General features: G+C 57.5%; 16 protein-coding genes. 11 read left to right on the plus strand and 5 right to left on the minus strand.

Annotated elements, in window-relative coordinates; translation table 11 throughout:
• Positions 1-3 precede the first annotated feature (3 nt).
• Positions 4-294, minus strand: coding sequence for a DUF7967 family protein (locus N5098_RS01980; protein ID WP_267636005.1), 291 nt, complete (start codon positions 292-294; stop codon positions 4-6).
• 64 nt (positions 295-358) lie between these two features.
• Between N5098_RS01980 and N5098_RS01985 the strand changes: the two genes are divergently transcribed.
• Together N5098_RS01985 and N5098_RS01990 are read left to right on the plus strand one after the other, a co-directional pair.
• A complete protein-coding gene (locus tag N5098_RS01985) occupies positions 359-1,066 on the plus strand; it encodes a hypothetical protein (RefSeq protein WP_267636006.1) in 708 nt (235 codons plus the stop codon).
• A gap of 76 nt (positions 1,067-1,142) precedes the next feature.
• Positions 1,143-2,933 carry an excinuclease ABC subunit C gene (locus tag N5098_RS01990; RefSeq protein WP_267636081.1) on the plus strand — a complete coding sequence of 597 codons (1,791 nt, stop codon included), beginning with the start codon at positions 1,143-1,145 and terminating at the stop codon, positions 2,931-2,933.
• Positions 2,934-3,265: 332 nt separating this feature from the next.
• Here N5098_RS01990 and N5098_RS01995 read toward each other — a convergent pair whose 3' ends face one another.
• The gene (locus N5098_RS01995; protein ID WP_267636007.1) at positions 3,266-3,727 is read right to left on the minus strand and encodes a deoxyuridine 5'-triphosphate nucleotidohydrolase; all 462 of its coding nucleotides are present in this window, start codon (positions 3,725-3,727) and stop codon (positions 3,266-3,268) included.
• A gap of 64 nt (positions 3,728-3,791) precedes the next feature.
• Between N5098_RS01995 and N5098_RS02000 the strand changes: the two genes are divergently transcribed.
• Positions 3,792-5,753, plus strand: a complete 1,962-nt coding sequence (locus tag N5098_RS02000; RefSeq protein ID WP_267636008.1) for an aconitate hydratase — start codon at positions 3,792-3,794, stop codon at positions 5,751-5,753.
• A gap of 32 nt (positions 5,754-5,785) precedes the next feature.
• Here N5098_RS02000 and N5098_RS02005 read toward each other — a convergent pair whose 3' ends face one another.
• Positions 5,786-6,529, minus strand: coding sequence for a DNA polymerase sliding clamp (locus tag N5098_RS02005; RefSeq protein ID WP_267636009.1), 744 nt, complete (start codon positions 6,527-6,529; stop codon positions 5,786-5,788).
• A 110-nt stretch (positions 6,530-6,639) separates the two neighbouring features.
• On the opposite strand from N5098_RS02005, the gene N5098_RS02010 reads away from it, so the two are divergent.
• Together N5098_RS02010 and N5098_RS02015 are read left to right on the plus strand one after the other, a co-directional pair.
• Positions 6,640-7,194: a DUF8102 family protein gene (locus tag N5098_RS02010; RefSeq protein ID WP_267636010.1), complete on the plus strand. Its 555-nt coding sequence runs from the start codon at positions 6,640-6,642 to the stop codon at positions 7,192-7,194.
• Positions 7,195-7,256: 62 nt separating this feature from the next.
• Complete coding sequence (locus tag N5098_RS02015) at positions 7,257-8,648, plus strand: bifunctional metallophosphatase/5'-nucleotidase (protein WP_267636011.1); 1,392 nt, start codon at positions 7,257-7,259, stop codon at positions 8,646-8,648.
• A 69-nt stretch (positions 8,649-8,717) separates the two neighbouring features.
• Here N5098_RS02015 and N5098_RS02020 read toward each other — a convergent pair whose 3' ends face one another.
• Positions 8,718-8,912: a DUF7987 family protein gene (locus N5098_RS02020; protein ID WP_267636012.1), complete on the minus strand. Its 195-nt coding sequence runs from the start codon at positions 8,910-8,912 to the stop codon at positions 8,718-8,720.
• A gap of 146 nt (positions 8,913-9,058) precedes the next feature.
• Positions 9,059-11,176 carry a (Fe-S)-binding protein gene (locus N5098_RS02025; protein WP_267636014.1) on the minus strand — a complete coding sequence of 706 codons (2,118 nt, stop codon included), beginning with the start codon at positions 11,174-11,176 and terminating at the stop codon, positions 9,059-9,061.
• A gap of 136 nt (positions 11,177-11,312) precedes the next feature.
• Between N5098_RS02025 and N5098_RS02030 the strand changes: the two genes are divergently transcribed.
• From N5098_RS02030 to N5098_RS02055, 6 genes are all read left to right on the plus strand, one after another.
• On the plus strand, positions 11,313-11,918 hold the full coding sequence (locus N5098_RS02030; protein ID WP_267636015.1) for a hypothetical protein: 606 nt from the start codon (positions 11,313-11,315) through the stop codon (positions 11,916-11,918).
• Positions 11,919-12,026: 108 nt separating this feature from the next.
• A complete protein-coding gene (locus tag N5098_RS02035) occupies positions 12,027-12,596 on the plus strand; it encodes a DUF7504 family protein (protein WP_267636016.1) in 570 nt (189 codons plus the stop codon).
• Positions 12,597-12,674: 78 nt separating this feature from the next.
• Positions 12,675-13,013, plus strand: a complete 339-nt coding sequence (locus tag N5098_RS02040) for a DUF7855 family protein (protein ID WP_267636017.1) — start codon at positions 12,675-12,677, stop codon at positions 13,011-13,013.
• Entirely contained in the window at positions 13,010-13,867 is an 858-nt protein-coding gene (locus tag N5098_RS02045) for a DUF7856 family protein (protein ID WP_267636018.1), read from the plus strand. The genes N5098_RS02040 and N5098_RS02045 overlap by 4 nt, the downstream gene beginning before the upstream one ends.
• Positions 13,868-13,892: 25 nt before the next feature.
• Entirely contained in the window at positions 13,893-14,630 is a 738-nt protein-coding gene (locus N5098_RS02050) for a DUF7857 domain-containing protein (protein ID WP_267636020.1), read from the plus strand.
• On the plus strand, positions 14,627-15,301 hold the full coding sequence (locus tag N5098_RS02055) for a MinD/ParA family ATP-binding protein (protein WP_267636021.1): 675 nt from the start codon (positions 14,627-14,629) through the stop codon (positions 15,299-15,301). The genes N5098_RS02050 and N5098_RS02055 overlap by 4 nt, the downstream gene beginning before the upstream one ends.
• Positions 15,302-15,306 lie beyond the last annotated feature (5 nt).

The raw sequence follows: 15,306 nt of genomic DNA on the forward strand, positions 1-15,306 counted from the left end.
GCGCTACACTGCTTCGTCAGGGTCGTGATTTTCGACCATTCGAACTGCCTCCTCGTGATACCGCTCGTGAGTTGCTTCATCAGCAACACGCTCTAGGCGGTCGACCTGAACTGTCCGGCCGGCGGTAATCTCTTTGTCGAATAGCATCTGGTGAGAGAGTTGCTGTTTCACGTGTCGCTTGCCATCCTTTGTCGCGTACACTAGCGTGACGAGGTCCTCGGTCTGTCCGTAACTCCGCTCGACGAGCCACGTTTGGGTCGTCTCTTCGCTCATACCGCCCTCTTTTCGGTCCATTCTGTTGTATCCTCCGAGTTGGGACACCCGAGCGTTCTTGATGGGGGGTCACGTATAGGTGTATATGTCTCGCTGGCAGCGTCGAGTGGACGACCTGCTCTATGACGGGGAGACTGTGCGAAAAAACATCGACATCAGGGCCGCACGCGTCGTCGTAACGAGCCACCGTGTTCTCACGTTTACGCCACAACTCGATGGAGAAAACTTCCAGCAGGCTGACCGACCTAACGTCACCAGTGTCACCACCAGCGCGCTCGCGCCAGCGAACGTGCTTCGGCGCGGACTGCTGATTGGTGTCATTGGAGCTGTTCTTGTGGTTGCTGGCGTGCTTTTTGATCCGGAATCAATCTTTGGCGACAGCCTCGAACTCGATACCACGGCAAGTAGTGACTTTGGCCTCGGTGGGTTCATGGATGCGACTCGGTCGATGTTCTCGCTGTTGATGAACCTCGACACGTTGCTGTTGAACATTGGTGCGCTCGGCCTGTTGCTTGCGACTGTCCTCCTTGGCGTCTACTGGTATCTTCGGACGCCGACGCTCGTTCTCGAACAGGCAGGTGACAACGATGATGTTCATCTCCCCCGTCCGGAGGCTGCAAGCGACGTTGCATACCAGCTTGAAGAGGCGATTCTCCCCGACCCACGCGAGGACACTGAGAGTGGCACGGACACGCCATCGAAGACAGGACATAGCTCAGCCAGTAGCGATAGAGTCACCGACGAGACGGTCGCGGACGATACTGGGTTCATCGACGACGGAGCGACCGACTAGGAGACGAATACAAGACCAACCTACCGCTGTTTCAAAGACCGACGGCGTCATAGGTATCGAGCCGTATCTCCGTATGATGGATGCCGAGGCGGTTCGCCAGCGCGCAAACGACCTCCCGACCGAGCCGGGCGTCTACCAGTTCCTCGATGGCGACCGGGTACTGTACGTCGGGAAAGCAGTTGATTTGCGGAGCCGTGTCCGTTCGTACACCGACCACCGAGGCGGAGACGCCGACACAAACCGCCCAAACGACGATGTCCTAAACGGCCCAAGGAGTAAACGCATCCGACAGATGGTCTCTCGGGCCGAGGAAATCGACGTTGCAGTCACTGAAACGGAGTCACAGGCGCTGTTACTCGAAGCGAACCTAATTAAGCGCCACCGGCCGCGGTACAACGTCCGGCTGAAAGACGACAAATCCTACCCGCTCGTCGAGTTGACGGCCCACACATTCCCACAAATCCGCGTCAGTCGTGATCCCAACTCGGGGTCGACTGTCTTCGGGCCGTTTACCGACAGGGGGCAGGTCGAGACGGTCGTGAAATCGTTGCGGGAAGTCTACGGTGTGCGGGGCTGTTCGGACCACAAATACGACAGTCGAGACCGGCCCTGTCTAGACCACGATATCGGGCTGTGCAGTGCACCCTGTACCAATGAAATCGACCACAAACAGTATATTAGCGACATCGAGGCGGTCGAACGATTTTTTCGCGGCGAAACTGGGCTTCTTACGGACCCGCTCCGTCGCCAGATGGATACAGCCGCACAGGACGAGCGATTTGAGCGGGCTGCCAACCTCCGTGACATGCTTTCGGCTGTCGAGAGCTTTCAGGCTACCAGTGCAAGCGCAGTCAGCACCGCTGCCAGTGAGCGACAGCGAACTGACGTTATCGGCGTTTCACTCGCTGGTAACGCACCGACTGTCGCCGTGCTCAGGGCCGAGCGCGGGCAACTCGTCGGCCGAGAACAGCACACGCTCGATGCCCCCGAGACAATCACCGACCCAGCGGCGGTTCTTGGGGCTTTTCTCCCCCAGTACTATGCGTCGACTGAGCTGCCAGAGGTCATCCTCTGTCCGGAACACCCAGCAGGTGACGATATTGCGTCCTGGCTAGACGGTGTTGGCGTGGAGCTTCGTGTGCCCGGCGCTGGGCGGGAAGCAACGCTGGTCGACCTCGCGATAAAAAACGCTAGTCGCCCGGAGCGAGAGCGCAACGAGAGCGTCGCAGTCGCCTCTGCACTTGGCCTCGATTCGGCAACGCGTATCGAAGGGTTCGACGTGAGCCATACTCAGGGAACAAACGTCGTCGGCAGTAACGTCGTCTTTGTCGACGGAACGCCGGAAAAACGCGACTACCGCCGCCGCAAACTTCCCGAGCAAAACGACGACTACGACAATATGCATAAGCTGGTCTCGTGGCGAGTGACCCGCGCGATTGAGGGCCGTGACGACCGCCCTGAACCGGACCTATTGCTCATTGATGGCGGTCGTGGTCAACTTGACGCCACACGCGATGCACTCCGGAGTGCTGACTGGCAGGTTCCAGCAATTGCGTTGGCCAAAGCTGAGGAACGCGTGGTAACGGCCGATAGAACGTACAACTGGTCTGGTGACGACCCGAAGTTACACCTGCTCCAGCGGGTGCGAGACGAAGCTCATCGGTTTGCGGTCCAGTATCACGAAACACTCCGTGACGATGTGTCGACGCCACTGGACGAGGTTGCTGGTGTTGGGCCAGAGACGCGGACCCGTTTGCTCCGGCGGTTTGGTAGCATTGACACTATCCGTGAGGCTTCTATGACGGAGCTCCAAACTGTCGACGGCGTCGGCGAGATGACAGCGATACGTCTCGACGAGCAAATATAGGAACGGGTACCACCCCCATGCTTGGGTGACCCCAAGCTGTGGCTACCCGTAGTTGCCGGCTGGGGTCCGGTCAAGTGTTGTCAGAGGCACGGTCCGGGTTTCCTTCCCCAACGCGGCTATATAAGGATTCTAAACCCGCCTATTTAATTGTACTGGTCTTTAGCTAAAATAGTATACACCTGACTATCAATGTACAACTCTGTATGTATATTTTTTACGTGATATTGAAGTATAGACGAGATATTATTAGGGGGACAGCTCCGATTATTCTGGACGTTAGTATATGTTCTTTCTCTTATATATGGTTGTCATTGTCGTACTAACATTCTTTATTACATATTTTCATTTTGATACGAGCCGTCGTACCGTTCACTGTGGTTTGCCTTCGAGAGCACAAGCTGTGCGATTCTTGCACCACGTTCGAGTTCGATGTCGTGGTATACTTCGAGTAGTCCTTCACCGCGACCCTTGTACCCGGCATCCCAGACGGCTGTATCGAGCATACAGGAGTTACGCAAGAGCGACGAGCGCGGGTAGAGAAAGCCGACATGCCCTGCAGGAATCTGTATTTGCTCGCCGTAGCGGACAACGTAACCGCCCGGCTCTAGGTGATAGACTCCGTCAGTAGCGTCGAGTTCGTTGCGCTCGCCGACAACCTTGTCCCCTTGTTCGATGCGGCCTGGTTCTGTCTGTTCAAAGACTGCATCAAACGTAAGATCGACACCATTGGGTTGTACCTGAGAGTCACGCAGGTCACCGAACTGTTCAGCGACAAACTGACCGCTTCTGAACATACGTCGACTGGGGGGCGACCGTATAACATCTTTTATGTCCGTGGCTAGCCGAGTTAGAGTTGCTATGGGAAAGACAGTCACCGAAAAAATACTCGATGACCACCTCGTTGAGGGCGACCTCGAACCTGGCGAGGAAATCGGTATCGAGATTGACCAGGTACTCACACAGGACACGACTGGGACGCTGGTCTGGCTTCAGTTTGAGGCACTCGGCCTCGACAACGTCCAGACTGAGCTTGCCGCCCAGTACTGTGACCACCAGACGTACCAGTTCGACTTTAAGAATACGGACGACCACCGATTCCTCCGCTCGGCCGCAGGAACGTTCGGAGCGTACTTTTCCCGACCGGGCAACGGAATCTGTCACAACGTCCACCGCGAGAACTTCGCTGCACCGGGAAAGACCCTGCTTGGGTCTGACTCTCATACGCCGACCCCCGGGGGGCTCGGCCAGCTCGCAATCGGGTCTGGCGGACTCGATGTTGCCGTCGCCATGGGTGGCGGTGCATACTACATCGAGATGCCCGAAGTTGTCGAGGTCCGGCTTGAAGGCGAACTTCCGGAGTGGGGCACTGCCAAAGACATCATCCTCGAAATGCTCCGTCGTCTCTCCGTCAAGGGCGGCGTCGGCAAAATATTCGAGTACACCGGACCGGGTGTCGAGTCACTCAGCGCGCCCGAGCGGATGACTATTACCAACATGGGAACCGAACTCGGCGCGACGTCGAGTATCTTCCCTGCCGACGAGCAGACCAAAGATTACCTCAACCGCGTTGGTCGTGGCGAGGAGTACGACCCACTCCAGCCTGACGACGATGCTGACTACCACGACTCGATTACTATCGACCTCTCGGACCTTGAACCGCTCATCGCCGAGCCGTCGATGCCCGACAACGTCGTCCCTGTTCGCGAGGCCGCCGGTGCTGATGTCGACCAGGTTATGGTCGGCTCCTGTACCAACGGCGCATACGAGGACATCCTGCCTGTCGCAAAGATGCTCGAAGGGCGTAGCATCAACCTCTCTACGGAGATGATTGTTGCTCCCGGATCGAAGAAGGCAAGCGAGATGCTCGCTCGAGAGGGTTGGACGGCCGAGCTAATGGCCGCTGGCGTCAATTTCTCCGAAGCAACCTGTGGAGCCTGTATCGGTATTGGACACGTCCCAGGCTCCGATTCGATTTCACTGCGGACGTTCAATCGTAACTTCGAGGGGCGCTCGGGTATCGAAGACGACAACGTCTATCTCTGCTCACCTGAAGTTGCCGCAGCCTCCGCGCTTGCTGGTGAAATCGTCGATCCGCGCGACCTCGACGAAGATCTCGAAGATCCTGGGTTCGAGATGCCCGACAGCTTCGAGGGGGCCGAACACGACATCATCGACCCCGACGAGGCTGTTGACGACGACCTCATCAAAGGACCGAACATCGGCGACGTGCCGCTGAAAGACCCGCTTGGTGCGGACATCGAAGGGTCAACTCTCCTTCGGATGGGCGACAACATCACGACCGACCACATTATCCCGGCGACTCAGGACATCCTGATGTACCGGTCGAACATCCCCAAACTGTCCGAGTTTACGCTCTCGCGTGTCGACGACACGTTTGCAGACCGCGCACTCAACGCCGACGGCGGCTTCCTTGTCGCCGGCGAGAATTACGGACAGGGTTCCTCTCGTGAGCACGCAGCCCTGTGTCCGATGTTCCTCGGTATCGAGGGAGTTCTCGCACAGAGCTTCGCCCGGATTCACAAGGCGAATCTCTTCAACTTCGGTGTCTTGCCACTAGAGATTGAGGAAGACGCCTACGAGAACATCGACCAAGGTGACGATATCGAAGTCGTCGATAACGTCGCCGACGCTGTCCGGTCGGGCAAAGAAGAGTTTACTATCCGCGTAAACGACGACTGGGAAGCAACGGGCGTTCTCGATGCCTCCGAGCGTGAGCGCGACATCCTCGCTGCTGGTGGCAAACTATCCTACGTCAAACAGCAGCACGAAGACGGCGGCGCTGCGCCTGCTGACGACTAACTGCTGTCGCTTTCAGTTTTTCTCTTCTCTTTTTACGCGTACTGCATGCGTGGCGCAATCCGATAGGAGACAGACTGTTTTGCCTCGGGAACTTCGAACTCAAGCCCAGCAAGAAACTCTTCACCGAGTTCAAGCGTGACAGGTTCGTCGTTGGGAATCACACGATTGATTGCGGTGAGATACTCCAATGAATACAGTGAATCGGCAGAGCCAGGAGCGAGCGACGTTACCTCCTCGCGTCCAAGCTCGACAGCCACGTCATCAGTGTCGCCCTCTGCCTCGATAGCAAATGTCTCTTCATCCTCGTCGACGGCGAGCCGAAGGTGGTTCGAAACCATCTCTGCAGCCTTCACACCTCGGTCGATGTGGTATCCTTTCAGCGTCACCGTTGCAGGGGGTTCGAGGTCGGGAAGGTCAGGTTCGTCCCGAATTGAGTCCGGGTCGAGCAGCCCCAGTGTGTATGAGAGTGTCCCGACCTCAACGGTAAGTTTGTGTGAGGATATGTCAAGTTCCATCTGGATGGAATCTCCCGATTCAGCGACGCTTAAAATCTCTGTCAGTCGTTCGATATTCACGCCTAGAACTGTCTCCCTGGCCTCGTAGTGTTCGAAGTGCTCGGCGTCGAGGGTCAGGTCGACCAGCGCGACCAGCGCGGGGTCGGCCGCCCGAAACCGCATCCCGTCACTGTCGATATGGACCCGACACTCCTCAACTAGAACGCCAACAGATTCCAGTACGTTCCGAAACGCCTTCGCGTCGATAGTCGCCGTGAACATACCTCGTCTCTTTTTGCGAACCGGTTAACTATTATCGAACTCATCTGGTAGATAACCGATATTAGGTTAGAAATTTATATACGGGTTAGATAAATAATCTATAATAGGTTATGTCTGATGACAGAGACCGCGGCATATTGAGTCCGTCGGACAGGGAGTACCTGCACGGTGAGGCAGAGTTTTCGAGCGTACAGGCCGAACGCAACGCCCGAGCGCGGATTCGTGACCGACTGTACGAGTCGACCTACGACTTCGAGTTGTTGGTTGAGCAACTTGCGGACCGGGACCGCGGACTTGTCTTCGAGAAACGACTTGGCGACGAGGGCAAGGAGGCATACGACGCGCTCGTCTCCGCGCTGGCGTTTCTCTACCAGGGTATCGAAGAGACTGGCATCGACTTCGAGGATGCGCTCGCCGAGGCAGTCAACGTCGCGGAGGCGGGAAATGACCGGGCCGCGACTGTCGACCTCGACCTAACCTTTCATACGCTCTCGGCTGACGAACTCCTCCGGAAACTCCGTGCCGGCGAGACGCTGTCGTTGACCGAAATGGCCTACCTTCAACAGAGTGACGAGGTGTCTCAGGCCGAACTCGCACGGTATTTCTCCGGTGAGGAGGAGACGGTCGACGATGGCCGTATCCAGTCCAAGGTCACCCAGTTCTGAGACGGTTCCACGAAACTTTTACCGGCCGGTGTGGTACTGACTGCCAACAACCCTGCTCATCTATGTCCGTTCGCATCCTCCACTATTCGGATATCGAAAACGCAACTGACGACCCCCAGCGCATCGGCCGCCTCACCCGCTGTCTCCGCGACCACCGGGATGACCGGACGCTCGTCTGCGGGACGGGCGACACCACCTCGCCGGGACTGCTCTCGATAGAGACCGGCGGCGAGCACGCCCACCGATTTTTCGAGGCCGCCGACCCCGATTTCTCGGTGCCCGGCAACCACGATTTCGACAGCGGCGTCGACAGATTCCGGGATATCGCCGCCGAGTCCCCCCAGACATGGCTCATCGCCAACCTCGCTGACGGCGACCGACCGGTCGCTCATGATCTTGGCGTTCGCGCGACGGCGGTCACCACGGTCGGGACCGAGCGCGTCGGGTTTGTCGGCGTAACCGACCCCGGGACGCTCGCTGACCACGTCACGTCGGGCGAGTTGACCGTGACCGACCCCGTGGCCGCCGCCGAGGACGCCGTCGCCGACCTGCCGTCCGACCTCGACTATGTGGTTGTCCTCTCTCACGCCGGCTCCCGGGACGACGACATCGCCCGAATCGACCGCGTCGACATGGTGCTGGGCGGCCACGACCACGAGCGCCGGGCTGATACCGTCGCAGAAACACCGGTCGCTCATCCCGGCGAGCGCGGCGAACGACTCACCGAGGCCGAACTCACGGGTGAGGGGGCGACGGCTACGCTCCACGACGTTACCGAGTACCCCGTCGCCGAGGACGTGGCCGGAACATACCGGGAGCTGTTCACTGAGCTGGGACTGAACGAGATGCTCACGGACGTTGATTCCCCAGTTGGTCGGGACCGCAACGACCGATACCCGGAGACGCCCATCGGCAATTTCGTTGTCGACTCGATTCGGTGGGCTGCCGACGCCGACGTTGCTGTTGTCCATCCGCTGATGTTACGGAGCGGGCCGCCCCTCGAAGAGACAGTGTCGGTCGGCGACGTACGTTCGACCACGCCGTTCGACAACGACCTCCACTCGACCTGCCTCGACGGCGACGAACTAGTGGCGCTGTTCGAGAGTCTCGCCTCCCCGGAGTTTCTGGAACTCGACGCCGAGGTGTACGGTCACGTTAGCGGGGCGACGCTCTCGTGGCGACGTGACGACGACGGCCTCGAACTCCTCGAAGCAACTGTCGACGGCGAACGGCCCGACGCTACCGAGTCGTACACCGTCGCCGCACCCTCTCTTGAGTTCATCAGCGACGGTCTCTACCCGGTGCTCACAGAGGAATGCATTGAGGTTGACCACGGCTCACAGCACGATGCGCTCGTCGGGCACGCCCGCGAACAGGGAATCGACTCAGAGATTGACGGGCGGATGCAGGTAGCGTCAGATACTGCGTCTGGTGAGTTCCGGTCGCTACGCTGAAGAACAGAGAGCGTACCATAGAACAACTCTCACGGTGTTACAATCGCGTGCGTTGGATGTGCCATCAGATTAGTTCCGCCATTCGTTGATGAGTGTCGGTATAATAATACCAACGCCAAGCAACACAGCGAAGTGAATCCATTGTCTGTCAGTTACAGTTGTTGTACCGTACAGCGATGGGAGAGCTACTATGACGAAGAATGCTGTAGTCTTGGTCTCTGTGCTAACGAGGCCGGTCGACGCTTTAGAAGACTGGTCTGACATATACAAAAGTTCTAGTTCATCATATAAATACCATTTTGACAGTGTCACTGCCTGTAACTCTCTGGGCGAGAAAAACTGGAGTTCTAACCATCTACTGAGTTACTGCGAATGATTCTATGACACGCTCACAGAGGTAAAATACCGCGTTAGACGGCTTCTTCGAGTGACTCCGCGAGCAGTTCTGTTAGACCGACGACCTCGATGTCTTCCTCGAACCCACCGGTCTTGCGGCCGTCTTCGTACATCGTCATACACATTGGGCAGGCAACGACGAACTTCTCGACGGCGTCGCCGGCGTCAGTGTCTTCGAGTGCTTCCCGTAGCCGTTCCTCACTCGGTTTGGGGTCTTCATCGTAGTCCATCCAGAGACCGCCGCCACCGCCGCCACAGCAAAAGGAGTCGGCGCGGTTGCGTGGCATCTCGTGAAGGTCACAACCCGTTTCGACGACCAACTCTCGGGGTGCCTCGAACACATCGTTGTACCGGCCGAGGTGACAGGGGTCATGGTAGGTGACGGTATACTCAAGCGCCCCCGGCACGTCAAGCGTCCCGGACTCGGCGAGGCTGGCGACCACTTGCGTGTAGTGTTTCACGTCGTAGCTCCCGTCAGCGTTCCAGTAGCCCTCGACGGGCACTTCCATCATCGGGTCGTCGGCGTATTCGCCGAAGTCGATTTCAGAATACTCGTTCGTGATAGTGTTAAACGAGTGGGGGTCCGTACAGACGATAGTCTCGAACTCGCAGTTCTCAAACGCACCGATGAGTTGGGAGGCTTGATCGACGTACAGTAGCTCCTCTCCCATCCGACGCACATCGTTGGCGTCATAGACTTCATCCTCGTAGAGGATGCCGTACTGCACGTCTGCGGCCTCGAAGATACGTGCAAGGCTTTTTGCAACCTCTTGATTGCGCTCGTCGTAGCTCGGGTAGTCACCGACATACCAGAGGAACTCAACTGGCTCTTCGCGGGCGTCGGGAATTTCAAACTCAAGGTCATCGGTCCAGTCAGGTCGGTTGCGTGCCGGGTTGCCGAATGTATTGCCCTGTTGCATTACGTTTTGGAAGATGTCTTGAGCGTTCGAGTCGACATCAGCCTGCTCGACAAGCTGTCGGTTCATATCGGTAAAGTGAGTAAGATGCTCAATTTCGACTGGACAAGCGTCCATACAGGCCATACAGGACATACAAGACTCCATAGTCGAACTGTCGATGACGCTTGTTCCGCCGTCAGTGATAATAGGAACGTCTTCGCCGCCGGCGTCACGGTCCTCGCGGTAGGTCTTCAAGTCGAGAATGACATCACGGGGGTCAAGTGGCCGACCGGACGCTTTAGCCGGACAGACTGACGAACAGCGCCCACATTTTGTACAGGCGTCTTGGTCGAGAATCTGCTTCCAACTGAAGTCGTCTATCTCTTCGGTTGCGGTATCGGCCGTAGGGTCGGCTGGGACGCCGGGGAGTCGAGCACCAGCCTTGGGGTCTCGTGTGACAACGTTGGCAAACGACGAGAGCATGTGGAACGGTTTGGCGTAGGGAATCCATGCGATGAACCACAGTGCCACTATCGAGTGGCTCCACCAAACGACCGGATAGAACGCTTCGGCCTGGCTTGCCGTAACACCGAGCCAATCGTAGCTGTTTGCGAGGAAGTAGGCGACGAAACTCGCTTGTTCGAAGTCCTGTGGGCCGCCCTGCCAGCCGAGAACGCGGACGGATTCGAGCGCGAAGCCGCCAACGCCTAGCACGAACAGCGACCAGATGAACAGGTCGTCTTCATAGCCCGTATGTTTGCCCCAGAGCCGTTCGTTCCGAACGACGTAGCGCCGATAAATTGCAATCGAGATGCCAGCAACAAAGAGCAGTCCCATCAGGTCCATCACGAACGAATACGAGAGGAAGAAGTCGCCGACGTAGAAGGAACTGTTCGTGAAGGGTTTGTATGCGTACTTGTCGACAGACAGAATGGTCGTTCCAATCAACAGCGTCAGGAAGCCCCAGAGAATAAACGAGTGCATCAGCCCGCCGACGAGGTCGCGGTCGAACTGCTTTTCGTTTGAGAAGGCGATGCGCGTTGCCTCCGAAATACGCGTCCCAACGTTGTTGAGACGTGGGAACGGGTCTTCTTTTCCTTGTGCATAGCGTGCAAAGCGGCTGTAGAGGCCATAAATGAAAACGAGTACTGTGACTGCCGTCAGGAAGTAAAAGATAACCTCCCCGACCGAGCTTATCTGCCAGAATGTTTTGCGTGTGGGCGTGGTGCTCATGCTATATATGTCCGGGAATGCAATCTGCTTAAACCTTTTCTCCATGGCTGTTGGGTTTTTTTGCGTTGGGACGAGTGTCCGTTGCGTGATACCGAGAGTTAGGTTTTTATGTCCGACCAACAGAATTCCCGGTCATATGGACGAAAAGACGGAGGAACTCCGTGACATCTTTCTCGATGTTGCCGACGACGAGACAGTAACGGAGTCACAGGAGGCTTCTCGCGGGTCGGTCGCTGATACCGGCGAGGTTGATGAGGAGCGACTCGTCGACACTATCGAGAAGATGGATGAGCGGTTTGGATTCACTCCCGACCTCTCAGTTGCGGACCGCGCCCAACTTGTCGAAGCGTTCTATGATGGAGATGACGACGAGGCGATAGGCGAAAGGCTCTCGGTCACGCCGGCAACTGTTTTCGAGGCCCGAATGGCGCTTCACCTCGTCCGCGATGCGGACCCAGTCGGTACCGAAATCGAAGAACAACAGCTCAAACGCCTCCGTGAGCGGACGACCGAGGAGACGGCACAGCTACTCGAAGAGACTGAGTTTGCACAGACAGATATCAAACGAGCAACTGCGGTCATCGACGCTACTGACCGGGGACGACGGGCCAGCCACCGCTTTCGGACAACCTTCGAGGAGTGTCTCACTGACATCGACCTGAGTACACAACTTGCGGCAGAAACACAACGTGACGGTCTCGACGACGCGACCGAGGATGCTGAGGTTGACGTTGAGTTCTAAACTGCGAGTGGGAGTTCCCCGACCCATCGGGGTCGCGGTTTCTCATACCGAAGACAAAGCGGTTTATAACCCGAGGCCGTGGTAGTTAACAACAGTAGGGAGGCGACGATGGATATATACGAACAACTCGACGGGACGACGAACGTGCTGCTCGCAGAGCCACCGATGGCACAGGGCCGAGATGTCTGTACCTCGTTGCTGGCCGGACAGCAGTCAAATCCAAGTGTATTGTTTGTCACATATACGCGCTCGCCAGCGGCTTGTCTCAATCAACTTGACGGCCACGACCACAGTGAGAATGTTGGCGTCATCACTGTTGGCGACAACGCCGCTAGCATTGACGGTGTCGTCACGGAATCAGTTTCAACCGCTAGCGACTTGACTGGACTTGGAATCGCTATCGGCCAGTTCCTCTCGCGGTGGGATGACTCGGTGTACGTCTGTTTTGACTCGGTTACATCGATGCTCCAGTACGTTGACGTTACAACCGCCTACGAGTTCTTGCACGCAATCACTGGTCAGATACATGCTGCCGGTGCAAGTTCACACTTCCACATCGACCCGAACGCACATGACGACCAAGATGTCGCCTCCATCACGTCGCTTTTCGACGCGAAAGTTTCGCTTGAAGGTGAAACAACCGTTCGCACGCGAGAGCTCTTGGAACCAACAGACTAGCGTTTTTCGTGCGTATCCGAGTAACGACCTGACGATATATAGATACGTTTACGTGAGTGACAGCCACCATCATCTGGTGTGTTGCTCGTCATTGCTTACTCCCGAGAAGCACGGCAAACGCTCCGAAACATTTGCCGAGGCCACGAAGAGAGTGTTGTCCGGCGATTCGGGCGGGTCGTGTTGCTTGAGGAGACCGAGTTTGGTGCGTTTCTGGCAACCCGTCTCCGTGTGAAACACGGCGGCGACATTCAGGTCGAACGGACTGCTCCGTTCAACGAGTTCGACGCTGTTCGCCCGGCTGTCAGAGAGGCAGCGACCGACTACGAGTCGCGCGAGACGCCATCTCTGCCATACAAGCAATTTCGCTCAGAAACCGACCACCCCACGTCAGCCGAGATGAAAGAGCAGTCGTTATGATTTGCCGGGTTGGCGATGTTGTCCGGTGTGGGGAGGTAGTATCAATCGAGCCAGAAGTTACGGCAACGACGGTGGCTGACGCGGTTCGTACAGAGAGTACTGACGCCGACGACCGAATCGAAGTCTCCTGTCCTACCCCATCGCTGTTACATGAGGCTGTCGGCTGTCTCTACCCCGGAATGGGAGTTCAAACAAAGACAGCACTCGCACGAGCGGCACGGACACGCGGAATGACGACACCATACGACGAAGACCTAGAGGCAGCCCGAGCAAAACTCACAGACGTGTGTGTCGAGAGCATATCACTCAGACAGCATCGAGAGGTAATGGCTGGGACAGAGGAAACCGTCGAGCAAGCGCGAGTGCGCGCTGCGGAGGCACGCGGTCGAGTCCGGGAGTGCGAAGAAAACGGGCTGGCGACCGACGAAGCGAACTCTCGACTAGCGGCTGCGCTTCAGTACCTTTCTGAGGCCGAAACAGCGGCCATCGCGGCTGAGCAAGCGTACACCAGCGCACGCGAGCAGCGCCGCGCTCAACTAGACAATCGGGAGCAACGATTTCGCCTGCAGGACCGGGTAGCGAACTACGAACGGGAAGCACACGCCTATCTTGTGGACCAGCTCCGTGATGAGTTCAGCGAGACACTCACGACACTCTCAGAGATGATGGCCGACCAGCTCAGCGATGCGCTATCGACTCCAATAAGGTCTCCGTTCGATGTGGAGCCGGTTCCGGCGGCGCTTGCGGTTGGTCATCTTGGGAATCTATCCGCACCGGTGGTGCTCGCTATTGACTGGTTTGAATCCCCATCTAAGGCAAGCGAGTGGCTCGACACCTCTGTTATCCACATTTAAGTACGGTGCCGAGACCAGACTGCCTATGGCGACGCTCGACTGGCAACTCGAAGACACCGGAGCAGTGACACTTGTCGAACTCTCGGTGCGTAGTGACCGGACCAAGCAGGTCCGAATCGAGAGCCGGCTCCAGCCGGTCTGGCCCCCACGACAACAGGGGGTTCCTGCTCGCGGCTGGAACGACAGCTCATTCGAGGGAACGGTCCACAGTGGTGAGCCGCTGGTCGTCGGATACGCAACCCCTGCTTCGCCCGTAGAGCCGCCTGCGGAGATAACAGACACGGGCAGTCCTACACAGGAGCCGACAGTAACACCCGAAACTATCGTCCGGACGCTCGGCGATTCTCGGCCACCTCGGGAGACGCTTTCGAAACCAGAACAAGCCAATAGTCTCGAAGAATCTGGCACTGTTCCGATGTCGGAGCGACCACACGTTGACCGCAGAGTGGCGACTGCGGGCACTGGGACAACACAAGACAGCGTAACACCGACAACGGATACCGACACAGACGGACCAATAGAGTGGTTCGAAGCAGTCGAAAAGCGCGTCGCGACGACCGAACAACTCGCTGAGACAACTGACGCCGACGAGATACGGACCGCGGTAGATGAGGCCGGCGGCATCGGCGCTGTCAGAGAGCTACAGGCCCAGCTGGATGCCGACAGACAACACATTCAGGAGGTCCAACGCCGGTCGGAAGCGCTCGCCGACCAGCTATCGGCTGTCGAACTGCCGTTATCAACACTCGAGCGTGTGGTATGAAACTCGCCGTCACTGGAGGAAAAGGTGGTGTCGGTAAGTCGACTGTCGCGTACAACCTCGGCGCGGAGTTGGACGCGGTCGTTGTCGATGGCGACCTCGGCATGGCAGACTTACCACAACGGCACGGTCCCGACCTACACGATGTGCTTGCTGGCCGGGCAACGCCGCTTGAAGCCGTCTCGGAAGACGGCTCTGTGGCGTTGTTGCCTTGTGGTCGTTCGCTTGCGGGAGCCCGGAAGGCTGACCAGACGGCGCTTGTCGAGACGGTCGCAACCGTTGAGCGTCACTACGGCACCGTCGTTATTGATTCGCCAGCAGGACTACGGGCCGATGTGGGACTGGCGTTGCTCGCATCTGATGCATGTGTGCTGGTGACGCGGCCAACCAGACCAGCAGTCGCTGACAGCCTACGAGCACGAGAACTCGCTCGGGCTGTCGAGACACCGCTTGCACGGATTGTTCTTAATCGGGTTGAATCACAGCAAACAGCTACCGACACCCGCGTTCGACAGCTGGCAGCGACACTTGAGGGACCCGTTACACAGATACCTGACTCGGCGGTCGTCCGTCGCGCACAGCGGTCAGGTGTCCCGGTTCGTGCTGTCGACGCTGACGCATGTGCAACGGCAGCCTTTCAAACGCTTGCAAACCAGGTTGCGTCGCTCTTTTGACCCAC

The sequence above is a fragment of the Halovenus rubra genome (assembly GCF_026586665.1).
GTDB lineage: Archaea > Halobacteriota > Halobacteria > Halobacteriales > Haloarculaceae > Halovenus > Halovenus rubra.

Coding starts and splice junctions, on each gene's coding strand:
- N5098_RS01980 (WP_267636005.1), bottom strand. CDS start 294: ATGGACCGAAAAGAGGGCGGTATGAGCGAAGAGACGACCCAAACGTGG.
- N5098_RS01985 (WP_267636006.1), top strand. CDS start 359: ATGTCTCGCTGGCAGCGTCGAGTGGACGACCTGCTCTATGACGGGGAG.
- N5098_RS01990 (WP_267636081.1), top strand. CDS start 1,143: ATGGATGCCGAGGCGGTTCGCCAGCGCGCAAACGACCTCCCGACCGAG.
- N5098_RS01995 (WP_267636007.1), bottom strand. CDS start 3,727: ATGTTCAGAAGCGGTCAGTTTGTCGCTGAACAGTTCGGTGACCTGCGT.
- N5098_RS02000 (WP_267636008.1), top strand. CDS start 3,792: ATGGGAAAGACAGTCACCGAAAAAATACTCGATGACCACCTCGTTGAG.
- N5098_RS02005 (WP_267636009.1), bottom strand. CDS start 6,529: ATGTTCACGGCGACTATCGACGCGAAGGCGTTTCGGAACGTACTGGAA.
- N5098_RS02010 (WP_267636010.1), top strand. CDS start 6,640: ATGTCTGATGACAGAGACCGCGGCATATTGAGTCCGTCGGACAGGGAG.
- N5098_RS02015 (WP_267636011.1), top strand. CDS start 7,257: ATGTCCGTTCGCATCCTCCACTATTCGGATATCGAAAACGCAACTGAC.
- N5098_RS02020 (WP_267636012.1), bottom strand. CDS start 8,912: ATGTCAGACCAGTCTTCTAAAGCGTCGACCGGCCTCGTTAGCACAGAG.
- N5098_RS02025 (WP_267636014.1), bottom strand. CDS start 11,176: ATGAGCACCACGCCCACACGCAAAACATTCTGGCAGATAAGCTCGGTC.
- N5098_RS02030 (WP_267636015.1), top strand. CDS start 11,313: ATGGACGAAAAGACGGAGGAACTCCGTGACATCTTTCTCGATGTTGCC.
- N5098_RS02035 (WP_267636016.1), top strand. CDS start 12,027: ATGGATATATACGAACAACTCGACGGGACGACGAACGTGCTGCTCGCA.
- N5098_RS02045 (WP_267636018.1), top strand. CDS start 13,010: ATGATTTGCCGGGTTGGCGATGTTGTCCGGTGTGGGGAGGTAGTATCA.
- N5098_RS02050 (WP_267636020.1), top strand. CDS start 13,893: ATGGCGACGCTCGACTGGCAACTCGAAGACACCGGAGCAGTGACACTT.
- N5098_RS02055 (WP_267636021.1), top strand. CDS start 14,627: ATGAAACTCGCCGTCACTGGAGGAAAAGGTGGTGTCGGTAAGTCGACT.